The organism is Streptomyces sp. NBC_00341 (assembly GCF_041435055.1).
Classification (GTDB): Bacteria; Actinomycetota; Actinomycetes; order Streptomycetales; family Streptomycetaceae; genus Streptomyces.
The window spans coordinates 7,066,692-7,086,236 of record NZ_CP108002.1 but is presented as its reverse complement, the minus strand read 5'-3'; the positions used below and the strand labels follow the sequence as shown (position 1 = coordinate 7,086,236).

Annotated in this window: 14 protein-coding genes; 2 read left to right on the top strand and 12 right to left on the bottom strand. The window is 68.0% G+C overall.

Annotated elements, in window-relative coordinates; genetic code table 11:
• Window positions 1-33: 33 nt before the first annotated feature.
• The 12 genes from OG892_RS31845 to ngcE form a co-directional block, all read right to left on the bottom strand.
• A complete protein-coding gene (locus tag OG892_RS31845; RefSeq protein WP_073734874.1) occupies window positions 34-762 on the bottom strand; it encodes an SDR family oxidoreductase in 729 nt (242 codons plus the stop codon).
• The gene (locus tag OG892_RS31840; RefSeq protein ID WP_073734873.1) at window positions 759-2,273 is read right to left on the bottom strand and encodes an amino acid permease; all 1,515 of its coding nucleotides are present in this window, start codon (window positions 2,271-2,273) and stop codon (window positions 759-761) included. The genes OG892_RS31845 and OG892_RS31840 overlap by 4 nt, the downstream gene beginning before the upstream one ends.
• A 158-nt stretch (window positions 2,274-2,431) precedes the next feature.
• A complete protein-coding gene (gene dxs / locus OG892_RS31835) occupies window positions 2,432-4,411 on the bottom strand; it encodes a 1-deoxy-D-xylulose-5-phosphate synthase (protein WP_328864953.1) in 1,980 nt (659 codons plus the stop codon).
• A 201-nt stretch (window positions 4,412-4,612) separates the two neighbouring features.
• Window positions 4,613-5,569, bottom strand: coding sequence for a hypothetical protein (locus tag OG892_RS31830; protein WP_371630870.1), 957 nt, complete (start codon window positions 5,567-5,569; stop codon window positions 4,613-4,615).
• A complete protein-coding gene (locus OG892_RS31825) occupies window positions 5,566-5,904 on the bottom strand; it encodes a PadR family transcriptional regulator (RefSeq protein ID WP_073734871.1) in 339 nt (112 codons plus the stop codon). The genes OG892_RS31830 and OG892_RS31825 overlap by 4 nt, the downstream gene beginning before the upstream one ends.
• A 132-nt stretch (window positions 5,905-6,036) precedes the next feature.
• Window positions 6,037-7,362, bottom strand: coding sequence for a sugar ABC transporter permease (locus OG892_RS31820; protein ID WP_371630869.1), 1,326 nt, complete (start codon window positions 7,360-7,362; stop codon window positions 6,037-6,039).
• On the bottom strand, window positions 7,359-8,153 hold the full coding sequence (locus OG892_RS31815; protein WP_073734869.1) for an ATP-binding cassette domain-containing protein: 795 nt from the start codon (window positions 8,151-8,153) through the stop codon (window positions 7,359-7,361). Before OG892_RS31815 ends, OG892_RS31820 begins: the two co-directional genes overlap by 4 nt.
• 225 nt (window positions 8,154-8,378) lie before the next feature.
• Window positions 8,379-9,476 (bottom strand): substrate-binding domain-containing protein, encoded by a 1,098-nt coding sequence (locus OG892_RS31810; RefSeq protein WP_073734868.1) that lies wholly within the window; start codon window positions 9,474-9,476, stop codon window positions 8,379-8,381.
• Window positions 9,477-9,599: 123 nt separating this feature from the next.
• A complete protein-coding gene (locus OG892_RS31805; protein WP_073734867.1) occupies window positions 9,600-10,799 on the bottom strand; it encodes an ROK family transcriptional regulator in 1,200 nt (399 codons plus the stop codon).
• Window positions 10,800-11,012: 213 nt separating this feature from the next.
• On the bottom strand, window positions 11,013-11,930 hold the full coding sequence (locus OG892_RS31800; protein ID WP_371630868.1) for a carbohydrate ABC transporter permease: 918 nt from the start codon (window positions 11,928-11,930) through the stop codon (window positions 11,013-11,015).
• 94 nt (window positions 11,931-12,024) lie between these two features.
• A complete protein-coding gene (locus tag OG892_RS31795) occupies window positions 12,025-12,948 on the bottom strand; it encodes a carbohydrate ABC transporter permease (RefSeq protein ID WP_073734865.1) in 924 nt (307 codons plus the stop codon).
• Between the two features lie 50 nt (window positions 12,949-12,998).
• Window positions 12,999-14,441 (bottom strand): N-acetylglucosamine/diacetylchitobiose ABC transporter substrate-binding protein, encoded by a 1,443-nt coding sequence (gene ngcE, locus OG892_RS31790; protein WP_327339578.1) that lies wholly within the window; start codon window positions 14,439-14,441, stop codon window positions 12,999-13,001.
• 503 nt (window positions 14,442-14,944) lie between these two features.
• Between ngcE and OG892_RS31785 the strand changes: the two genes are divergently transcribed.
• Together OG892_RS31785 and OG892_RS31780 are read left to right on the top strand one after the other, a co-directional pair.
• Entirely contained in the window at window positions 14,945-18,790 is a 3,846-nt protein-coding gene (locus OG892_RS31785) for a GH92 family glycosyl hydrolase (RefSeq protein WP_371630867.1), read from the top strand.
• Window positions 18,791-19,093: 303 nt separating this feature from the next.
• Complete coding sequence (locus tag OG892_RS31780; RefSeq protein WP_371630866.1) at window positions 19,094-19,492, top strand: hypothetical protein; 399 nt, start codon at window positions 19,094-19,096, stop codon at window positions 19,490-19,492.
• Window positions 19,493-19,545 lie beyond the last annotated feature (53 nt).

Genomic DNA, 19,545 nt, shown 5'->3' with positions numbered 1-19,545 from the left:
ACCCGTCACCGCGCCCGCGCGGGCGCGGTGCGGTCAGGCGAGCCAGTCGGCGTAGCGGGTCGGTGCGAGGTGCGCGCCCGGGTCTGTGAGGGCGTCCCCCTGGACGGCGGCGAACATGCCTGCGGTGGGGTCGGTCACGACCCTGCGGTTGTCGCCCCGGGCGGACAGCGTCCGGCGGCCCAGTTCGTCCAGGGTGAAGACCTCGGGCCCCGCGATGGCGTGGACGCCGTTCAGCGGCGCACCCTCGGCGATCCGGGTGACCGCCTCTGCCACGTCTGCGGCGGCGATCGGCTGGATCGGTGTGGCCGGCAGCCGTACGGTGTCGCCGTCGGTGGTCCAGGACAGCACGGAGTCGATGAACTCCATGAACTGGGTGGCCCGAACGATCGAGTACGGGACCGGGCCCGCCGCAAGGAGCTCCTCCTGGAGCACCTTGGCCCGGTAGTAGTCGAGTTCGGGCACCTTGTCCACGCCGACGATCGAGAGGACGACGAAGTGACCGGCGCCGGCCTTCCGGGCGGCGGCCAGCAGGTTGCCCATCGACGTGCGGAAGAACTCCGGTGCGGCTTCGTCGAACGTCGGTGAGTTCGTCAGGTCGATGACGACGTCGGCTCCCGCCACCGCCGCGTCGAGTCCCTCGCCGCTGATGATGTCGACACCGGTGGACTTCGAGTGCGGGAGCGCCTCGTACCCGGCGGCGTTCAGGTTCCTGACGACCTGTGCCCCGATGAGCCCGGTACCGCCGAGGACTGCGAACTTCATGACACGCCTTTCGTGCTGCGGTGGACACGGCTGTGCTTGCGGCCGTAGGTGAAGTAGATGACGACGCCGATGACCATCCAGATGCCGAACCGCAGCCAGGTCTCGGCCGGCAGGTTGAGCATCAGCCAGACGGACGCGGCCACCGAGAGCACCGGGACCAGCGGGACCCACGGGGTACGGAAGGCGCGGTGCAGCCCGGGGCGGGTGCGGCGCAGGACCATGACGCCCAGGGCGACGACCACGAAGGCGAAGAGCGTCCCGATGTTCACCAGGGTCGCGAGCTCGTCGATGCTGGTGAATCCGGCGACGATCGCGATGATCACGCCGAGCAGGATGGTCGGGCGGTACGGGGTGTGGAAGCGCGGGTGGGTCTTCGAGAAGAAGCGCGGGAGGAGTCCGTCCCTGCTCATCGCGAAGAACACCCGGGTCTGGCCGAGCAGCAGGATCATGCAGACCACGGTGAGGCCGACCGCGGCGCCGAAGCTGATGATCCCGGCGTAGACGGGGTGCCCGACGGCCTTGAAGGCGTCGGCCAGCGGGGCGTCCACGGAGAGTTCGGTGTAGTGCTCCATTCCGGTGACCACGATCGATACGGCGACGTAGAGCGTGGTGCAGATGAGGAGCGAGGCCATGATGCCGCGCGGCATGTCGCGCTGCGGGAGCTTGGTCTCCTCCGCGGCCGTGGCCACCACGTCGAAGCCGATGAAGGCGAAGAAGACGACGGAGGCGGCGGTGAAGATGCCCATGACGCCGAAGTTGGTGGGCGCGTACCCGAAGATCAGCTGGACGAGCGGCGTCTGCAGGCCCGATCCGGCGGACTGCGGCTGGGCTTCGGGGATAAACGGCGAGTAGTTCGCGGTGTCGATGAAGAAGAGGCCCGCGATGATCACGATCAGCACGACGGCCACCTTGATCGCCACCACGACGGTGGTGACCCGGGCGGAGAGCTTCATGCCCAGCACCAGGATGACGGTGAGGATCAGGACCAGGACGAACGCGAGGATGTCGAAGCCGAATCCTTTCGTCGCGTCGGTCCCGGAGAGCGCGTTCGGCAGTGACCAGCCGATGTTGTCCAGCAGTGAGCGGACGTAGCCGGACCAGCCGACCGCCACCACCGCCGTGCCCAGCGCGAACTCCAGCACCAGGTCCCAGCCGATGATCCAGGCGACCAGTTCACCGAGCGAGGCGTAGGAGAAGGTGTACGCGGACCCGGCCACCGGGACGGTGGAGGCGAATTCCGCGTAGCAGAGGGCGGCCAGGGCGCAGACGACGCCCGCGACCACGAACGCGATGGCGGTGGCCGGACCGGCCGTCTCCTTGGCCACCTTGCCGGTGAGGACGAAGATCCCGGTGCCGATGATGACGCCCACCCCGAAGACCGTGAGGTCCAGGGCGGAGAGGGACTTCTTGAGGGCGTGCTCCGGCTCCTCGGTGTCGCGGATGGACTGTTCGATCGTCTTGGTCCTGAACAGCCCGTCCCGGCTGGGGGGCAGGTCCTGCTGCGTGCTCACCGGCGTACCTCCACGCACTCGTCGTGGGTGCCATGATTCGGAGATTCGGACCGGCTCGGCTCCGGCACGCCCCGCAGGGCGGGATTTCACGCGAATGGGCCGGTCGGACCACCCGTGGAGGGTGGGCGACCGGCCCATCGGCGGTGCTGCGTTACGGATCAGTCCCGGACGGGCTCCGCCACGGAGCGGCTCTCCGCGTCCGTCTCGTAGCGGCCGTCGAGCTTGGCGACCAGACCGGTGACCTGACGGGCGATGTCCGGTGCGGTCAGCCCGATCTCGGCCATGACCTCCTTGCGGGAGGCGTGGTCGAGGAAGACCGGCGGGATGCCGAAGTCGCGCAGCGGTACGTCGACGTCGGCGTCGCGCAGCGCCTGGGCGACGGCCGAGCCGACACCGCCGGCCCGGCTGTTGTCCTCGACGGTGACGACGACGCGGTGCCGCGCGGCGAGCGGCGCCATGGCCTCGTCCACGGGCTTCACCCAGCGCGGGTCGACGACCGTGGTCGAGATGCCCTGGGCGTCGAGCAGGTCCGCGATCTCCAGGCACATCGGGGCGAGCGCGCCGATGGAGACGAGCAGGACGTCCGGCCGGGAGGTGCCGGGCTCGCGGAGCACGTCCATGCCGCCGGCCGTGGAGACGGCCTTGACCGACGGGCCGACCGCGCCCTTGGAGAAGCGGACCACCGTCGGGGCGTCGTCGACCGCGACGGCCTCGCGCAGCTGGGCGCGGACCTGGTCGGCGTCGCGCGGGGCGGCGATCCGGAGCGAGGGCACGCACTGCAGGATCGACATGTCCCACATGCCGTTGTGCGAGGCGCCGTCCGTACCGGTGACCCCGGCCCGGTCCAGGACGAAGGTCACGCCGCACTTGTGCAGGGCGACGTCCATCAGGACCTGGTCGAAGGCGCGGTTGAGGAAGGTGGCGTAGACCGCGAAGACGGGGTGCAGGCCGCCGGTGGCGAGGCCCGCCGCGGAGACCGCGGCGTGCTGCTCCGCGATGCCGACGTCGTAGATCCGGTCCGGGAAGGCCTTCTCGAACTTGCTCAGGCCGACCGGCTGGAGCATGGCCGCGGTGATCGCGACGATGTCCTCGCGCTCCTTGCCGAGCTTGACCATCTCCTCGCCGAACACGGAGGTCCAGTCGAGGCCGGAGGTGGCGACGGGGAGGCCGGTGTCGGGGTGGATCTTGCCGACGGCGTGGAAGCGGTCGGCCTCGTCCAGCAGCGCCGGGGTGTAGCCGCGGCCCTTCTCGGTGATGCAGTGCACGATGACCGGGCCGCCGAAGCGCTTGGCGCGCTGGAGCGCGGACTCCAGTGCCTCCAGGTCGTGTCCGTCGATCGGGCCGACGTACTTCAGCCCGAGGTCCTCGAACATGCCCTGCGGGGCGATGAAGTCCTTGAGGCCCTTCTTGGCGCCGTGCAGCGTCTCGTACAGCGGCCTGCCGACGACGGGGGTGCGCTCCAGGAGGTCCTTGCCGCGGGCCAGGAAGCGTTCGTAGCCGTCGGTGGTGCGCAGCGTCGCCAGGTGGTTGGCGAGGCCGCCGATCGTCGGGGCGTAGGAGCGCTCGTTGTCGTTGACGACGATGACGAGCGGGCGGTCCTTGGCGGCGGCGATGTTGTTCAGCGCCTCCCAGGCCATGCCGCCGGTCAGGGCCCCGTCACCGATGACCGCGACGACGTGGTCGGGGCGCTTCAGCACCTCGTTGGCCTTGGCGAGGCCGTCGGCCCAGCCGAGCACCGTGGAGGCGTGGCTGTTCTCGATGACGTCGTGCTCGGACTCGGCTCGCGAGGGGTAGCCGGAGAGGCCGCCCTTGCTCTTGAGCTTCGTGAAGTCCTGGCGGCCGGTGAGGAGCTTGTGGACGTAGCTCTGGTGGCCGGTGTCGAAGAGGACCTTGTCCTTCGGGGAGTCGAAGACCCGGTGCAGGGCGATGGTCAGTTCGACCACGCCCAGGTTGGGTCCGAGGTGTCCGCCGGTCTTGGAGACGGCGTCGACGAGGAAGGTCCGGATCTCTTCGGCGAGCTGCTCCAGCTGCTCGGGGGTGAGCCGGTCCAGGTCACGCGGTCCGCCGATGCTGGCCAGCAGATCCCATCCGTCGCCCACCACCGCCCGTGCATGACGCGCTTCGCGCGGCTGTGTCACCGTGCCTCCTTGCGATTGTGCTGGTCGAGCATGCCGATCCGATGAGTCTAATGTTCCGTTCGCCGCCACGGACATCGGGCGGGCGTGTGCCGACCCACCGGTCCCGCCCCATGAGGCCGGGCTCACCGGTCCCACCTGTGTGTTCGGGGCCCGTCGCGAATGGTTCCGGGCGGGCACTGTGACGGGAACGACGCCACGGACTCAGGCCCGCGCCTCCGCGAGCCGCCGCATCACCCCGCGCGCGCCCCCCACCAGGACCAGCAGGACCGCCACGGTGTAGAAGGAGTCCGGGGTGTGCCAGCCGCCGTTGACGTCCGCCAGGAAGGCCGGGTCGAAGAACTCCCGCCGGTACAGGATCCACGCGAGCGGCAGCGTGAACACCGCCTCCGCGGCGACGTTCCACACCGCGAGTGCCCGCGTCGGAGCCCGCACCGCCCGGATCACGTCGAGCGCCACGAGTGCGGCGAGCCCGGCCAGGACCGGCCAGATCCAGCCCGACCACAGGCCGGGGTCCAGCACGTCGAGGTGCACGCCCTCCTCTGTCCGGTACGGCTGCGCGGTGTGCTGCCACACGATCAGGGCGATCAGCAGCGCGTGCCACGCGGTACCGGCGTACGCCACCGCGCCGCGTTTCCCGGGCGCACGGGACTCGGGCAGCTCGTCCGGCGTCCAGACCGCCCTGCCGGGTGCGCCGGGGCGCCTGCCGGACCGCTCGACCAGGGCGAAGACCACGGTGAGCCAGGCGACCATCTGGGCGCCGAGGGAGAGCACGGTCCCCGCGGCCCCGCCGATCACCGACGCGGCTCCCCGCCCGTCCACGACGTCGAGGACCGCGCCCACCGCGGTGACGGCGGGCAGCACGGCGAGCAGCAGCACCGTGAGGAGCCGTACGTACGCCGGGTAGAGCCCGGGTCCGATCAGGGTGAGCGGCCGGTCCGCGTAACCGGCGGCGAGCCGGATCGGGTCGCCCATCTCGGTGAGCACCTCGCGTTCGGCGGTCGCCGGGTCGTCCGGGCCCCTGGCCTCGACGGTGTCGGCGATCGTGGCGGACAGCTCCTCGGCCACGTCGCCGCGCCGGCCGGCCGGGATGCGCCGGACGACCTCCGCCACGTAGCGGTCGGTCAGCGTGCCGGTGCCGGGCGCACTCAGCGTTCTCATCGGTCCCCCTTGGTCAGGCGTGCTATCGAGGCGTCCAGGGCCTGCCACTCGCGCAACAGCCCGGTGCGGACCCGGGCCCCCTCGGCGCTGATCCGGTAGAACTTCCGCGGCCGGGACTGCTCGGTGTTCCACTCGCTGACGAGCAGCCCCTGTTTCTCCAGGCGCCGCAGCAGCGGGTAGAGCGTGTTGCCGTCCACCGCGATCCCGGCGTCACCGAGCGTCTCCAGGAGCGCGTAGCCGTACTGCGGTTCCTCCAGGAGCGCCAGGCAGGCCAGCACGACCGTGCCCCGGCGTAGCTCCTGGGCCTGGCTGAGGATCAGTTCATCGGTGCCCACGCGTCACACGATACTGTGTGCCACACACTAATGTCACCCGCGAGGGCGCCCATCCGTGCCGGAACGCGGCAGTGCCCGGCGCCCCTCGAAGGGGCGCCGGGCACTGCCGGCGTTGAGGTGCGGACTGCGGTACTAGGCGCGGCCCGCGGTCTTCTGCGTGCGGCGGGAGACCGAGTCGATGACCACGGCGGCGAGGAGAACCGCGCCGGTGATCATGTACTGCACGGCGTTGGCCATGCCGATCATGTTCAGGCCCTGCTGGATCGACTGGATGACGACCATGCCGAGGAGCGCGGACCAGACCTTGCCCCGGCCACCGAAGAGGCTGGTGCCGCCGATGACCGCGGCGGCGATCACCAGCATCAGGGTGTTGCCGCCGCCGACGCTCTTGGTGGCGCCGCCGGAGAGGCTGGCGATGAAGAGTCCGCCGAAGGCGCCCAGCGTGCCGGAGAGCGCGAAGACGATGATGCGGATGCGGTCCACGCTGATACCGGCGCGTCGCGCGGCCTCCGCGTTGCCGCCGACCGCGAAGACCTGGCGGCCGAAGGTGGTCCGGCGGGCCACGAAGTCCGCGATCACCAGGACGGCGAGGAAGAGCACCAGGGCCAGCGGCAGACCGCGGGCGCCCGCGGGCTCGTTCAGGACGTACGCGACGACGAAGCACAGGACGGCGACGACAGCGGTGCGCAGCACGATCTCGGTGACCGGGCGGGCGGGCAGGTTCGCGGCCTTGCGGCGCTTGCTGTCCACCAGGAGGGACGCGGCGTACGCGATCACGGCGACCAGGGCGAGGCCGTAGCCGACGCCCTTGTCCTCGAAGAAGTAGTTGGTGAGGTCCTCGACGACACTGCCGGACGGCGTGTTGATCGAGCCCTCGCCGCCCATCATCCAGTCCTGCAGACCGCTCCAGCCGAGGAAGCCGGCCAGGGTGACGACAAAGGCCGGCACCCCGATCTTCGCGAAGAAGAAGCCGTGCAGGGCGCCCAGCGCGGTCCCGGCGAGGACGGCGGTGAGGATCGCCAGCCACTCGGGCCAGCCGTGGTTGACGTTGAGCACGGCCCAGGTCGCCGCGCCGACACCGGCGACCGAGCCGACCGAGAGGTCGATCTCGCCGAGCAGCAGCACGAACACGATGCCGACCGCCATGATGCCGAGGCCGGAGCTGTAGACAGCGATGTTGGCGACGGAGCTGGCGGAGAGGAAGTTGCTGTTCTGGAGCTGGAAGACGATCGCGATGACGATCAGCCCGACGAAGACCGGCAGCGAGCCGAGCTCACCGCCGCGCACCTTGCGGAGGAACTCCGACCAGTAGCCCTTGAAGCCCTCCTCGCGGATGAGCAGGCGCGGGTCCACCGCGGGGACGGTCGCCTGGGCCGGCACCGTGGCGGTCTGCCCGGCCTTCTCGGTCTTCTCGGTCTTCTCGTCGGAAGGCCCGGGGGTCTTGGCGAGGTCGCTCACTTTGCGTCCTCCTTCGTGACTGTGCGTGCCTGGCGGCGCGTGACGGCATTGTCCGTGGCGCCGGTGATGGCGGCGATGACCTCTTCGTGGGACGTGGTCGCGACGTCGAAGACGCCGTTGTTGCGGCCCAGACGGAGCACCGCGACCCGGTCCGCGACGGCGTTCACGTCGGCCATGTTGTGGCTGATGAGAATGACGCCGTGGCCGCGCTCGCGCAGCCGCTCCACGAGGTCGAGGACCTGGGCGGTCTGCTCGACGCCGAGTGCGGCGGTCGGCTCGTCCAGGATGACGACCTTGGGGTCGCCGATCAGGGCGCGGGCGATGGCCACGACCTGACGCTGGCCACCGGAGAGCGAGGCGACCGGGATGCGGACGCTGGGGATCCGGATGGACAGGGTGTCCAGGAGTTCCTTGGCGCGCTTCTCCATCGCGATCTCGTCGAGGACGGAGACGCTGCGGAGCTCGTTGCCGAGGAAGAGGTTGGCGACGACATCGAGGTTGTCGCAGAGGGCCAAGTCCTGGTAGACGGTGGCGATTCCGAGGTCCTGGGCGTCGTTCGGCCGGTTGATCCGGACCGTCCCGCCCTCCCACTCGATGGCGCCTTCGTCGATCGGGTGAACACCCGAGATGGTCTTGACAAGGGTTGACTTGCCGGCGCCGTTGTCGCCGACCAGGGCAACCACTTCGCCGGGGTGAATCTCCAGGTTCACATCGGTGAGCGCCTGAACGGCGCCGAACCGCTTGGAGATTCCGCGCAACGCCAGCACGGGCGTAGCGGACACGTGAATCATCTCCTTCGCCGCCTGACCGGCGGGGATGGTGCTGCATTGCACAGGGGGTACCGGTTCGGGCCGTCGGACCACCGTCGTCGCCTGGTGGCCCGTGGGGCCTGGGGCGGCGGCAGTCCGACGACCGGATCCGGTGGGAAGAGTCCGGCCCCGCCCCCGCTTTGCGGGGCGTTGACGGGGCGGGGGCCGGACTGGCAAGGGGCGCCCCTGAGGGCTTGCCCGCCGGTCTTACTTGATGCCGGCGGCGGCGCAGGCCGCCTTGTACTCGGGGGTGCAGATCTCGGAGGCCTTGTAGACCTTGTCCGCGACGATCGTGGAGCCGATGTTCTCCTTGGTCACGACCGTGGCGTCGTACAGCCGCGACGGGGTGCCCTTGAACTCGCCCGAGAGGCTGTCGACCTTGGTGTTGACCAGGTCGTCGAACTTCTCGCCCTTGAGGAGCTTCACCGCGATACCCGCGGTGGTGTCCGCCTGCGGCTTGATCTGCTTGTAGATCGAGAAGGACTGCTCACCCGCGAGGATGCGCTGCAGACCGGCGAGCTCGGAGTCCTGGCCGCCGACCGGGACCTTCACGCCCTGCTTCTTGAGGGCGGTGATGATGCCACCGGCCATGCCGTCGTTCGCGGAGTAGACGCCCTGGAAGCCGTTCTTGCCCAGCGAGTCGAGGGCGGCACCCATCTTCTTGTTCGCCTCGTCCGGCGACCAGTCCGGGATGTCCTGCTCGTAGACGACCTTCTTGACCTGGGTGTCCAGGACGCTGTGCGCGCCCTTCTTGAAGAAGGGGGCGTTCGGGTCGAGCGGCGAGCCGTTGATCATGACGACGTTGCTGCTCTTCGCCTTGTCGCCCAGCGCCTTGACGAGCGCCTCGCCCTGGAGGCGGCCGATCTTCTCGTTGTCGTAGCTGATGTACGCGGAGATCGGGCCCTCGGCGAGACGGTCGTACGCGACGACCTTCACGCCCTTCTTCTCGGCCTGCTGGACCCACGACTTCACGGCCTTGTAGTCGACCGTGTCCAGGATGATGACCTTGACACCCTGGGTGACCAGCGAGTCGAACTGCTTCTTCTGCGTCTCGGCGTCGCCGCCGGCGTTGTTGTACTTGACGTCGCAGTCCGAGCAGAGCGCCTTGATCTTCGCCTCGATCATCGGGCGGTCGAAGGTCTCGTAACGCGTGGTCTTGTTCTCCGGAAGCAGCAGGCCGATGGTCTTGCTGTCGCCACCGCTGCCGCTGTCCTTGTCGTCGCCCGCCTTGCCACAGGCTGCGAGGGAGACGGCCATGGAAACCGCGGCCGTGCCTATGACGATACGTCGCGTCATTGCGTTCATTACGGGTGTGCCTCCCTGACGAGGCCGCAGCGTTGCGGCCGAGGTGGCTGGAAGTCAACTCGGCCGCGAGGCCAGCGTCAAGGAGTAAATCCTTAACGAGATGACAACGGTGCCATTCGTTATCTAAGTGAAGGCAGGAGTCGCTGTGGGGAGGGTGCTCTCCAAAAGGGTTGAATCCCCCATCTCGCTCAGGACGAGGGCCAGCGCGCCCAGCACCTCCGCCCGGCCGCCGAGCGCCCCGGGGAGCACCGACAGCTGCCGCGCGGCGCTGGGGATGGAGTAGCGCGCGACCGAGTCGCGGATCGGTCCGAGGACCAGTTCGCCGGCCTCCGCGAGCGAGCCGCCGAGCACCACCCGGCTGGGGTTCAGCAGGTTGCAGAGGTTCGCCACCCCGCTGCCGATGTGCCGCCCGACGTCACCGATCACCCGGCGGCACCCCGGATCGCCCTCACGGGCCAGCTGGACCACCCGCTCCATGGTGAGATCGGGGCCGTGGCTGGGCTGGAGCAGCGGCAGCACGTACCGGGCAGCAGTGAACGTCTCCAGGCATCCCCGGTTGCCGCAGCGGCAGACCGGGCCCGATTCGTCGAGGGTGATGTGGCCGATCTCGCCGGCCGTGCCGCCGGGCCCCCGGTAGATGTGCCCGTCGATCACCAGACCGGCGCCGACACCGCTGGCGACCTTGATGTACGCGAGGTCGCTGACCCCCCGGCCGCTCCCCCAGACCAGCTCCCCCAAGGCCCCGAGGTTGGCGTCGTTGTCGACGTAGACCGGCACCCCGAGGCGTCCGGCCAGCTCTTCCCTGGGGTTGATGCCCGTCCAGCCCGGCAGGATCGACGTGGAGCCCAGCGTGCCGGACTCGACGTCGATCGGGCCGGGTACACCGAGGCCGACCCCGATCACCTTGCCGGGGCTGATCCCGGTCGTCTCGATCAGCCGGTTGACCAGCTGTTCGGCCCGTCCGAAGCCCTCGGCGGAGGAGGCGTCCACGTCCAGCGGCTCGGACTCCTCCGCCAGCACCTGGTGGGCCAGGTTGCCGACCGCCACCCGCAGGTGCGTATGCCCGAAATCGACGCCGATGACGATGCCCGCGTCGCCGCTGAGGGAGACGCTGCGCGCGCGGCGGCCGCCGGCGGAGGTGGGGGTCACCTCGACGGTGCCGCCCTCTTTCAGTTCGCGAACGATATTGGAGACGGTGGCCGCGGAGAGGCCCGTGCTCCTGGCGATCTCCGCCTGGGTGAGTGACCCCGCCATACGTACGGCGCGCACGACCCGCTCAAGGTTGGCGCGATGCAGAGATGTCTGCGACCCCGGAGTCTCCATCGACTCTCTCACTCCTGCCATATTCTCCAACATGTGAACTCTAAGCTGAGCGTTTTGGGGTACTCCCCGTCAAGACCTTGAGCAGTCGAAGCCTCGGATGAGCACCGGACCCTCGCACCGCGACCCCTGCGAACTCCCCCGTAAACAGACGAACCGCCCGCCGGCGAGGATGCCGGCGGGCGGTTCGGTCGTTCGGTGCGAGCGTTCGAGGAGTTACTTCACCGCTCCCGCGGTGAGGCCCGCCACCACCTGGCGCTGGAAGATGATGTAGGCCGCGAGGACCGGCAGCATCGCCATCACCAAGCCGGCGAAGAGCCCGGACCAGTCGCCCTTGTAGCCCTGCCCGTTGGCCAGTTCGACCAGCCCCTGGGAGAGCACCCGGTACTTCGGATCGGTGTTCAGCACCGTTGGCAGCAGGTACTGGTTCCACTGCCCGAGGAAGTTGAAGATACCGACGCTGATCAGGCCGGGCTTCGCCATCGGAAGCATCACCTGGAAGAACGTCCGGGTGTGCGAGGCACCGTCGAGCATCGCCGCCTCCGCCACCGAACTCGGCAACGAGCGGAAGAACGAGGTGAGGAAGAAGACGGTGAACGGCAGCGAGTACGCGATGTAGACCATGATCAGTCCGTGCCGTGTGTTCAGCAGGCCCATGTTGTTCATGACGAAGAACAGCGGGACCAGCGCCAGGATGATCGGGAAGCTCATCCCGCCGATGAACATGTAGTAGATGAAGCGGTTGCCGGGGAAGTCGAACCGCGCCAGCACGTACGCCGCCATCGAGCCGAGCAGCAGGGTGCCGATGAGCGAACCGCCCACCACCAAAATGGTGTTCAAGAAGTAATCGCTCATGTGCGCCTGACTCCAGGCACGCGACCAGTTCTCGAAGTGAAGCTTGTCCGGCAGCGCCCACGGCGTCGACAGGATCGAGTCATCTGTCTTGAACGAGGCCATGATCGCCCAGAGCAGCGGCAGGACCACCAGGATCGCCCAGATGACCAGTACGCCGTGCGAGAAGACGTTGAGGACCTTGCCCTCGCTGCTCTTCGCCTTCTCGGCCGGTGCGGACGCCTTGGACACGGGGGCCGGTTCCGTCACCTTATCCACGGGAGGGGTGTCAGTGGCCTTCACGTGTGCTCACCTCGTACTACTGTCGAGCCGGCCGCCGCGGCCGGGCTGTCTTGCCTGCTGGGGGTCCGGGCACCGCGCCCCGGGGAGCACGGCATCAGAACTCCAGCCGCTCGCGCCGGCCCAGTCGCATCACGATGGCGGCGAACGCCATGGTGATGATGAGCAGTCCGACACCGATCGTCGTCGCGTATCCGGCCTGGCCGTCACGGAACGCCGTCTGGTAGACGTACAGCGGCAGGACGGTGGTCGAGTAGTCGGGGCCGCCGGGGCCCACGGTCATGACCTGTACGGCCGTGAACGCCTCGACCCCGAGCGCCAGGATGCCCATGTAGACCCAGCCCGACTGCACGGTGTCCCAGAGCAGCGGCAGGGTGATCCGGAAGAACGTCGTGACGCGGGTGGCCCCGTCCAGGAGCGCCGCCTCGTAGAAGTCCTTCGGAATGGACGCCATTCCGGCGGAGAAGAGGACGACGAAGAATCCGACCGTCGACCAGATCAGCACCGACATGACGCAGATGAGCGCCAGGCTCGGGTCACCCAGCCAGTCCGGCTGAATGGAACCGAGACCGACTCCCTTGAGCGCCGAATTCAGCATTCCACTGCGCGGGTTGAACGCGAACTGGAACAGCAGGGCGACGATGACGATCGACAGCACCTGCGGGAAGAAGTAGGCGATCTTGTAGAAACCCGAACCCCGCACGCCGGAGACCGCGGCGTTCTTGCGCCGTCGGCCTCCGACATTGAGCATGAAGGCGAAGAAGAGCGCGAGGCCCAGCGTCACCAGCGGCAGCAGCAGCACAAGCAGCAGGCTGTGCTGCAAGGACTTCCAGAAGATGTCGTCCTTCAGCATCCTGGTGTAGTTGTCGAAGCCGACCATCTTGAAGTCGGGACTCAGACCGGTCCAGTCCGTGAACGAATAGTAGATGGCCTGGATGAACGGCCAGATGACGAAGACCGCGTACAACACCAGTGGGACTACCAAGAACCCCACAATGAAGCGGTACTTGCCGTGCTGCATCGTTTACCGACCCCGATCTTTCCGCGGGTGCCGCCGCTGGTGACGGTTACTCACTGGTGCTTGTAGTGCTTGATGGACTGGTCCTTGGCCGCGGCGTCCGCGTAGGCCTGGATCTTCTTGATGGCTTCGGCGGGCGTCAGGCGCCCGGCCATCATCTCGCCGAGGCCGGCACCGATCTGCTCCTTCTGGAGCTTGGCGTACCAGTCCTGCATACGCGGGTTCACCACGTTGTCGCCGGCCTTCTTCAGCACGTCGACGCCGGCCTGCATGGCCGTGGACAGGGTCAGTCCGTCGGTGCCACCGTTGTAGGCGCTCAGCGACTTGACCTGCTTGGTGAAGTTCTTCGAGGACGCCTCGGAGAGCATGATGCGCAGCTGCTCCATGCCGCCCTCGGGGTTCTTCGCCTTGGCCGGGACGACGAAGGGCTCACCGCCGGACGCCCAGAGGGTACCGAAGGGCAGCTTGTCGGACGAGTCCAGGCCGGACGGCGCCGCGACCATCATCTTGAAGTCCTTGGGCGTGGTCGGCGCCGCCTCGTTCTCCACCCACGAACCGTTCGGGATGAAGAGCGCCCTGCCCTTGGTCCACTCGGTCTGCGACTGGATGTGGGTCAGGCCCGGGGTGCCCTTGAGGATGTACCCCTTCTTGTAGAGCTCGTAGTACGCCTCGAACGCCGACTTGACGGCCGGGTCCTTCCAGGCGTTCGGCTCCAGGTTGTCGATCTTGTCGAGAACCTCCCGGCCGCCGATCTTGGCGATGAACGGGTAGAGGGAGAACGGAAGGTAGTAGGGGTACTTACCGGCGTACGTCCAGCCGGCGATGCCCTTCTTCTTCGCCTTCTCGCACAGGGCGAGCATGTCGTCCCACGTCTCGGGGTACTGGGCGTCCAGACCGTCGAGCGCGGTCTGCGAGTACCAGACGCCGTAGACCGTGTACGCGTAGTACATGATCCAGACCGGGTCGCCGTCGAATTGACCCATCTCCAGCACGCCGGGCCGCAGGGTGTCGCGGACCTTCTTGCTCGGGTCGTCGAAGGACGGGGCGTCCATCAGCGGCGTCAGGTCGAGCAGTTGCTTCTTGCCGACGAGGACACCCATGTCCATCTGCTCGGCGCCCGAGTTGTCGATCAGGTCCGGCGGGGTGCCACCGTTGAAGCGCGGCTGCAGCTGCGACTGGATCTTCTGCGTCGCGGTGTGCTTGACCTTGGCCTTGGGGAAGGCCTTGGTGTACTGCTTCTCGGCGTCGATGGCGTACTGCTCGCCGAAGCCGCCGTTGAAGATGACCACGTCGAGACCGGCCGTGTCATTGACGCCCAGCGGGTTCTTCGCGCTGGTCTTGCCCTTCTTGACCGTGTCGTCGTCGCTGCTGTCGCTACTCGCACACGCCGACAGGAAGCTCATTGTCGGGACGGTGATCAGACCGAGTGCGGCAGACCGCTTGATCACGTCGCGACGGCCAAGGCCCTCATTCTTGCGGGCGGAGGTGGATGCCATGCTCAAGTCCTCGCCTTCTCCAGGACTCAGGCGGTGTTGTACCGGTCGCCCATCGATATTCGCCTCAGGCGAAGGGCCCCGCCACCGCGGTCAGTTGCGCTTGGGTGGTGCAGATTGCAGGCTAGCCATTGCAGTGGGGGGTGTAGGGGGAGGGGGCCAGCCGACGCACCTGTGGCGCGTCGAGTTGCCCGGACCCCGTTGTCCCCCTTGTCGCGCAGATGAAAAAATCCTGTGCAGACGCCGACAGGTATAGTCCACTTGCGCCCAACTGAGCAAGATCGAATGCAGGTTTGAGCGGCAGTCTTTCCCGAGTTGAGACCTCGCGGATACCTCGGCACCGCGCGGCCTCCTCCAGATGTAACGATTTCCGCAATACGGTTGATTCGGAACCGGGCTTCCATCCAACACCCTTGACACCACCAGGCACTTCACTTCCTACTGGTTCTTGCGCACGCTTCTGACAACGTTGTCCAAGCGCACTTCCTCGGGAGGAATGGCTCGGCATGCAGCCCCGACACGGTTCTCGCAAGAGACAAAACAGCACGGTCGCGCTGATCGCGGCTTCACTGGTCCTGGTCGTGACAGCCCCCACCGCGGCCGCCGCTCAGTCGGCCGGGTCAGGAGAAAAGGGTCATAAGCCTGCGGGCGACCGGACTTTCAGTTCTTCCTTCGAGGAGGACGAGAAGCAGCCGGACTGGCGCAATACCGTCGAAGAAGGCCCGGACGGAAAGAAGCGGACATCGGGTATCGATGGCGGCTTCTCCGCCGGAATACCGGGCAATGTCACCGACAAGGTCACAGACGTCCGCGCGAGCGACGAGAACACCGGCGGCGGCGAGGTGAAGGAGAACCTCGTCGACGGTGAATCCGGTACGAAGTGGCTGTCGTTCAAGCCCACCGCCTGGGCCGAGTTCGATCTGTCCGAGCCGGTCAAGGTCGTCACCTACGCGCTGACCTCCGCCGACGACCACGACGAACGGGACCCGAAGGACTGGACGCTCCAGGGCTCCGAGGACGGCAAGACCTGGACGGACCTGGACTCGCGGACCGGCCAGACCTTCTCCGAGCGCTTCCAGACCAAGTCGTACGACTTCACGACGGACAAGGCCTACCAGCACTTCCGTCTGGACATCACGAAGAACAACGGCGCCGACGACGCGACCCAGCTCGCCGACGTCCAGTTCTCCGACGGGGACACCTCCGCCCCGGCCCCCGACGACATGCGCAGCCAGATCGACCGCGGCCCCTCCGGCTCCCCCACCGCCAAGGCCGGCGCGGGCTTCACCGGCAAGAAGGCGCTGCGTTACGCGGGCACCCACAAGGCGGACGGCCGGGCCTACTCGTACAACAAGGTCTTCGACGTCAACACCGCCGTCACCCGGGACACCGAGCTGTCCTATCTGGTCTACCCCCAGATGGGCGAGACGGACCTGTCCTACCCGGCCACGCACGTCGCGGTGGACCTGGCGTTCACCGACGGCACCTACCTCAGCGACCTGCGCGCCACCGACTCCAACGGCGGTCTGCTGACCCCGCAGGGCCAGGCCGACGCCAAGCGGCTGTACGTCAACCAGTGGAACAAGGTCGACGCACGCATCGGCACGGTCGCGGCGGGCAAGACCGTCGACCGGATCCTCGTCGCGTACGACTCCCCCAAGGGGCCGTCGAAGTTCCAGGGCTGGATCGACGACGTCAAGATCGCCCCGAAGGCGCCCGAGAAGCGCAAGGCGCACCTCTCGGACTACGCCTCGACCGTCCGCGGCACCAACTCCAGCGGCAGCTTCTCGCGGGGCAACAACTTCCCCGCCACCGCCGTCCCCAACGGTTTCAACTTCTGGACCCCGGTGACCAACGCCGGATCGACGAGCTGGCTGTACGACTACGCCTCGGGCAACAACGCGGACAACCTGCCCACCATGCAGGCCCTCAGCGCGAGTCATGAGCCGAGCCCCTGGATGGGCGACCGGCAGACCTTCCAGCTGATGCCCTCTGCGGCCTCCGGCACCCCGGACGCCTCCCGCGAGGCACGCGCGCTGCCGTTCAAGCACGAGAACGAGACGGCGAGGCCCCACTACTACGGGGTCACGTTCGAGAACGGCCTCAAGGCCGAGATGACGCCGACCGACCACGCGGCGCGGATGCGGTTCACGTATCCGGGCAAGGACGCGAGCATGGTCTTCGACAACGTCTCCAACGACGGCGGGCTCACCCTCGACCCGAAGACCAGCTCCTTCACCGGGTTCTCCGACGTGAAGAGCGGCGGTTCGACGGGCGCCACCCGGCTCTTCGTCTACGGCACCTTCGACGCCCCCGTCACCGGCAGCGGCAAGCTGTCCGGCGGCGGCGGTGACGATGTGACCGGCTACCTGCGCTTCGACGCGGGCAAGGACCGCACCGTCAACCTGCGCCTCGCCACCTCGCTGATCAGCATCGACCAGGCGAAGCAGAACCTGGCCGCGGAGATCCCCGCCTCGCGCTCCTTCGACCGGGTCGAGAACAAGGCCCAGGACGCCTGGGACGACCTGCTGGGCAAGGTCGAGGTGGAGGGCGCGAGCGCCGACCAGCTGACCACGCTGTACTCCAGCATGTACCGGCTCTACCTCTACCCGAACTCGGGCTTCGAGAAGGTCGGCGGTAAGGACAAGTACGCCTCGCCGTTCTCGCCGCAGGTCGGCTCGGACACCCCGACCCACACGGGCGCCAAGATCGTCGACGGCAAGGTGTACGTCAACAACGGCTTCTGGGACACCTACCGGACGACGTGGCCGGCGTACTCCTTCCTCACCCCGAAGAAGGCCGGCGAGATGGTGGACGGCTTCGTCCAGCAGTACAAGGACGGCGGCTGGATCTCCCGCTGGTCCTCGCCCGGCTACTCGGACCTGATGACCGGCACCTCCTCGGACGTGGCGTTCGCGGACGCCTACGTCAAGGGCGTGAAGTTCGACGCGGAGGCGGCGTACGACGCGGCCCTGAAGAACGCCACGGTGGTCCCGCCGTCCTCGGGCGTCGGCCGCAAGGGCATGGAGACGTCCCCGTTCGTCGGGTACGCCGACACCACGACCCACGAGGGCATGTCCTGGTCGATGGAGGGTTACGTCAACGACTACGGCATCGCGCAGATGGGCCAGGCGCTCTACAAGAAGACGCACAAGCAGCGCTACAAGGACGAGTCCGAGTACTTCATGAACCGGGCCCGCAACTACGTCGAGCTGTTCGACGACAAGGCCGGCTTCTTCCAGGGCAAGGACGCCAAGGGTGACTGGCGGCTGCCGTCCGACCAGTACGACCCGCGCGTGTGGGGCTACGACTACACGGAGACCAACGGCTGGGGCTACGCCTTCACCGCCCCGCAGGACAGCAAGGGCCTGGCCAACCTGTACGGCGGCCGGAACGCCCTGGGCAAGAAGCTGGACACGTACTTCGCCACCCCGGAGACGGCGGGCCCGGAGTTCGTCGGCAGCTACGGCGGCGTCATCCACGAGATGACGGAGGCCCGTGACGTGCGGATGGGCCAGTACGGCCACAGCAACCAGGTGGCGCACCACGTCACGTACATGTACGACGCGGCCTCCGAGCCGTACAAGACGCAGGAGAAGGTCCGCGAGGTCCTCGGCCGCCTGTACACGGGCAGCGAGATCGGCCAGGGCTACCACGGCGACGAGGACAACGGCGAGCAGTCGGCCTGGTTCCTCTTCTCCTCGCTCGGCTTCTACCCGCTGGTCATGGGCAGCGGCGAGTACGCGATCGGCTCCCCGCTGTTCACCAAGACCACGGTGCACCTGGAGAACGGCCACGACCTGGTCGTCAGGGCGCCGAAGAACAGCGCGAAGAACATCTACGTCCAGGGCCTGAGGGTCAACGGCAAGAAGTGGACCTCCACCTCGCTGCCGCACGACCTGCTGGCCAAGGGCGGCGTGCTGGACTTCGACATGGGTCCGAAGCCGTCGGCCTGGGGCACCGGCAAGGACGCGGCCCCGGTCTCCATCACCAAGGACGACAAGGTGCCCTCCCCCGAGAAGGACGCCCTGAAGGGCGCGGGCGCCCTCTTCGACAACACCTCGGCGACCTCCGCGCAGGTCGAGTCGGTGGAGCTGCCGGCCCCCGCCGGTACGAAGGCGGTCCAGTACACGCTGACCTCGGAAGCGGCGGCGAAGGCGCCGACGGACTGGGTTCTGCAGGGATCGACGGACGGCACCAGCTGGAAGGACCTCGACAAGCGGTCCGGACAGTCGTTCGCCTGGGACAAGCAGACCCGGGTCTTCTCGGTGCGGGCTCCGAAGGCGTACGCGAAGTACCGGCTCGTGAGCACGAAGGCGGCGACGCTGGCGGAGATCGAGCTGATCTCCTGAGTCACCCGCAGAGCGCATGAGGACGGGCCGCCCGCACACCGGGCGGCCCGTTCCCGTGTGTGCGGGCGGTCCGTCGTACCCCGTGCTCTCAGGAGCGCTCTTCCGCCTTGTCCCGCAGGGCCTGCTCCACGGCCGCGCGCACGGGCAGCCGGTATCTCCCCACGAGACGCCGGCCGCCCGTGTTCCGTCGATCAGTACTTGGGAGCGCTCCCAAGTACTGATCCGGGGAGGTTAGCGCGGCGGCGCGGGACTGTAAACGCTCCGGCGGGAACTCCCCCGGACGCGCCGCGCGTCATGAGGACCGTGGTGGACACGGACGGCACGACACTCGACGAACTCAGCGAGATCTGGGAGGACATACGGGAGAACTGTCAGGAGTCCCGCAACAGCGACTACGACCGGACGGTGCTGAACTGCGCCGCCTGGCTCGCCGCAGACCCCGGCGGCGAATCGGCCCACGTGTGGACGATCGGGCTGACGATGATGGCCCCCTACCTCACCTGGCTGCCCGGCGAAGGGGTCGCACAGCAGGCCGTATCGGCCCTGGAAGCCGCCGACAGGACCCTGCGCGAGCGCCCTTGCGCCCATGACTCGCACCCGTACCGGAGCCATGACGAAGAAGGGGGCGAGTACCTCGCCGAGCTGCTTCCCGCGCTCGACGGTTCGCGGCGGCGGTCGCCGCGGAGTGCGTCGCCGGGCTGACGGACCTGTACGAGGACGACGAGCTGTCCGACGCGGGCTGACCGCCCGGCCTC

Excerpts from the sequence above, each read along its gene's own strand:
- ngcE (WP_327339578.1), bottom strand. The coding sequence starts at position 14,441 with ATGGCATCCACCTCCGCCCGCAAGAATGAGGGCCTTGGCCGTCGCGAC.
- OG892_RS31785 (WP_371630867.1), top strand. The coding sequence starts at position 14,945 with ATGCAGCCCCGACACGGTTCTCGCAAGAGACAAAACAGCACGGTCGCG.
- OG892_RS31810 (WP_073734868.1), bottom strand. The coding sequence starts at position 9,476 with ATGAACGCAATGACGCGACGTATCGTCATAGGCACGGCCGCGGTTTCC.
- OG892_RS31795 (WP_073734865.1), bottom strand. The coding sequence starts at position 12,948 with ATGCAGCACGGCAAGTACCGCTTCATTGTGGGGTTCTTGGTAGTCCCA.
- OG892_RS31815 (WP_073734869.1), bottom strand. The coding sequence starts at position 8,153 with ATGATTCACGTGTCCGCTACGCCCGTGCTGGCGTTGCGCGGAATCTCC.
- OG892_RS31830 (WP_371630870.1), bottom strand. The coding sequence starts at position 5,569 with ATGAGAACGCTGAGTGCGCCCGGCACCGGCACGCTGACCGACCGCTAC.
- OG892_RS31805 (WP_073734867.1), bottom strand. The coding sequence starts at position 10,799 with ATGGAGACTCCGGGGTCGCAGACATCTCTGCATCGCGCCAACCTTGAG.
- OG892_RS31845 (WP_073734874.1), bottom strand. The coding sequence starts at position 762 with ATGAAGTTCGCAGTCCTCGGCGGTACCGGGCTCATCGGGGCACAGGTC.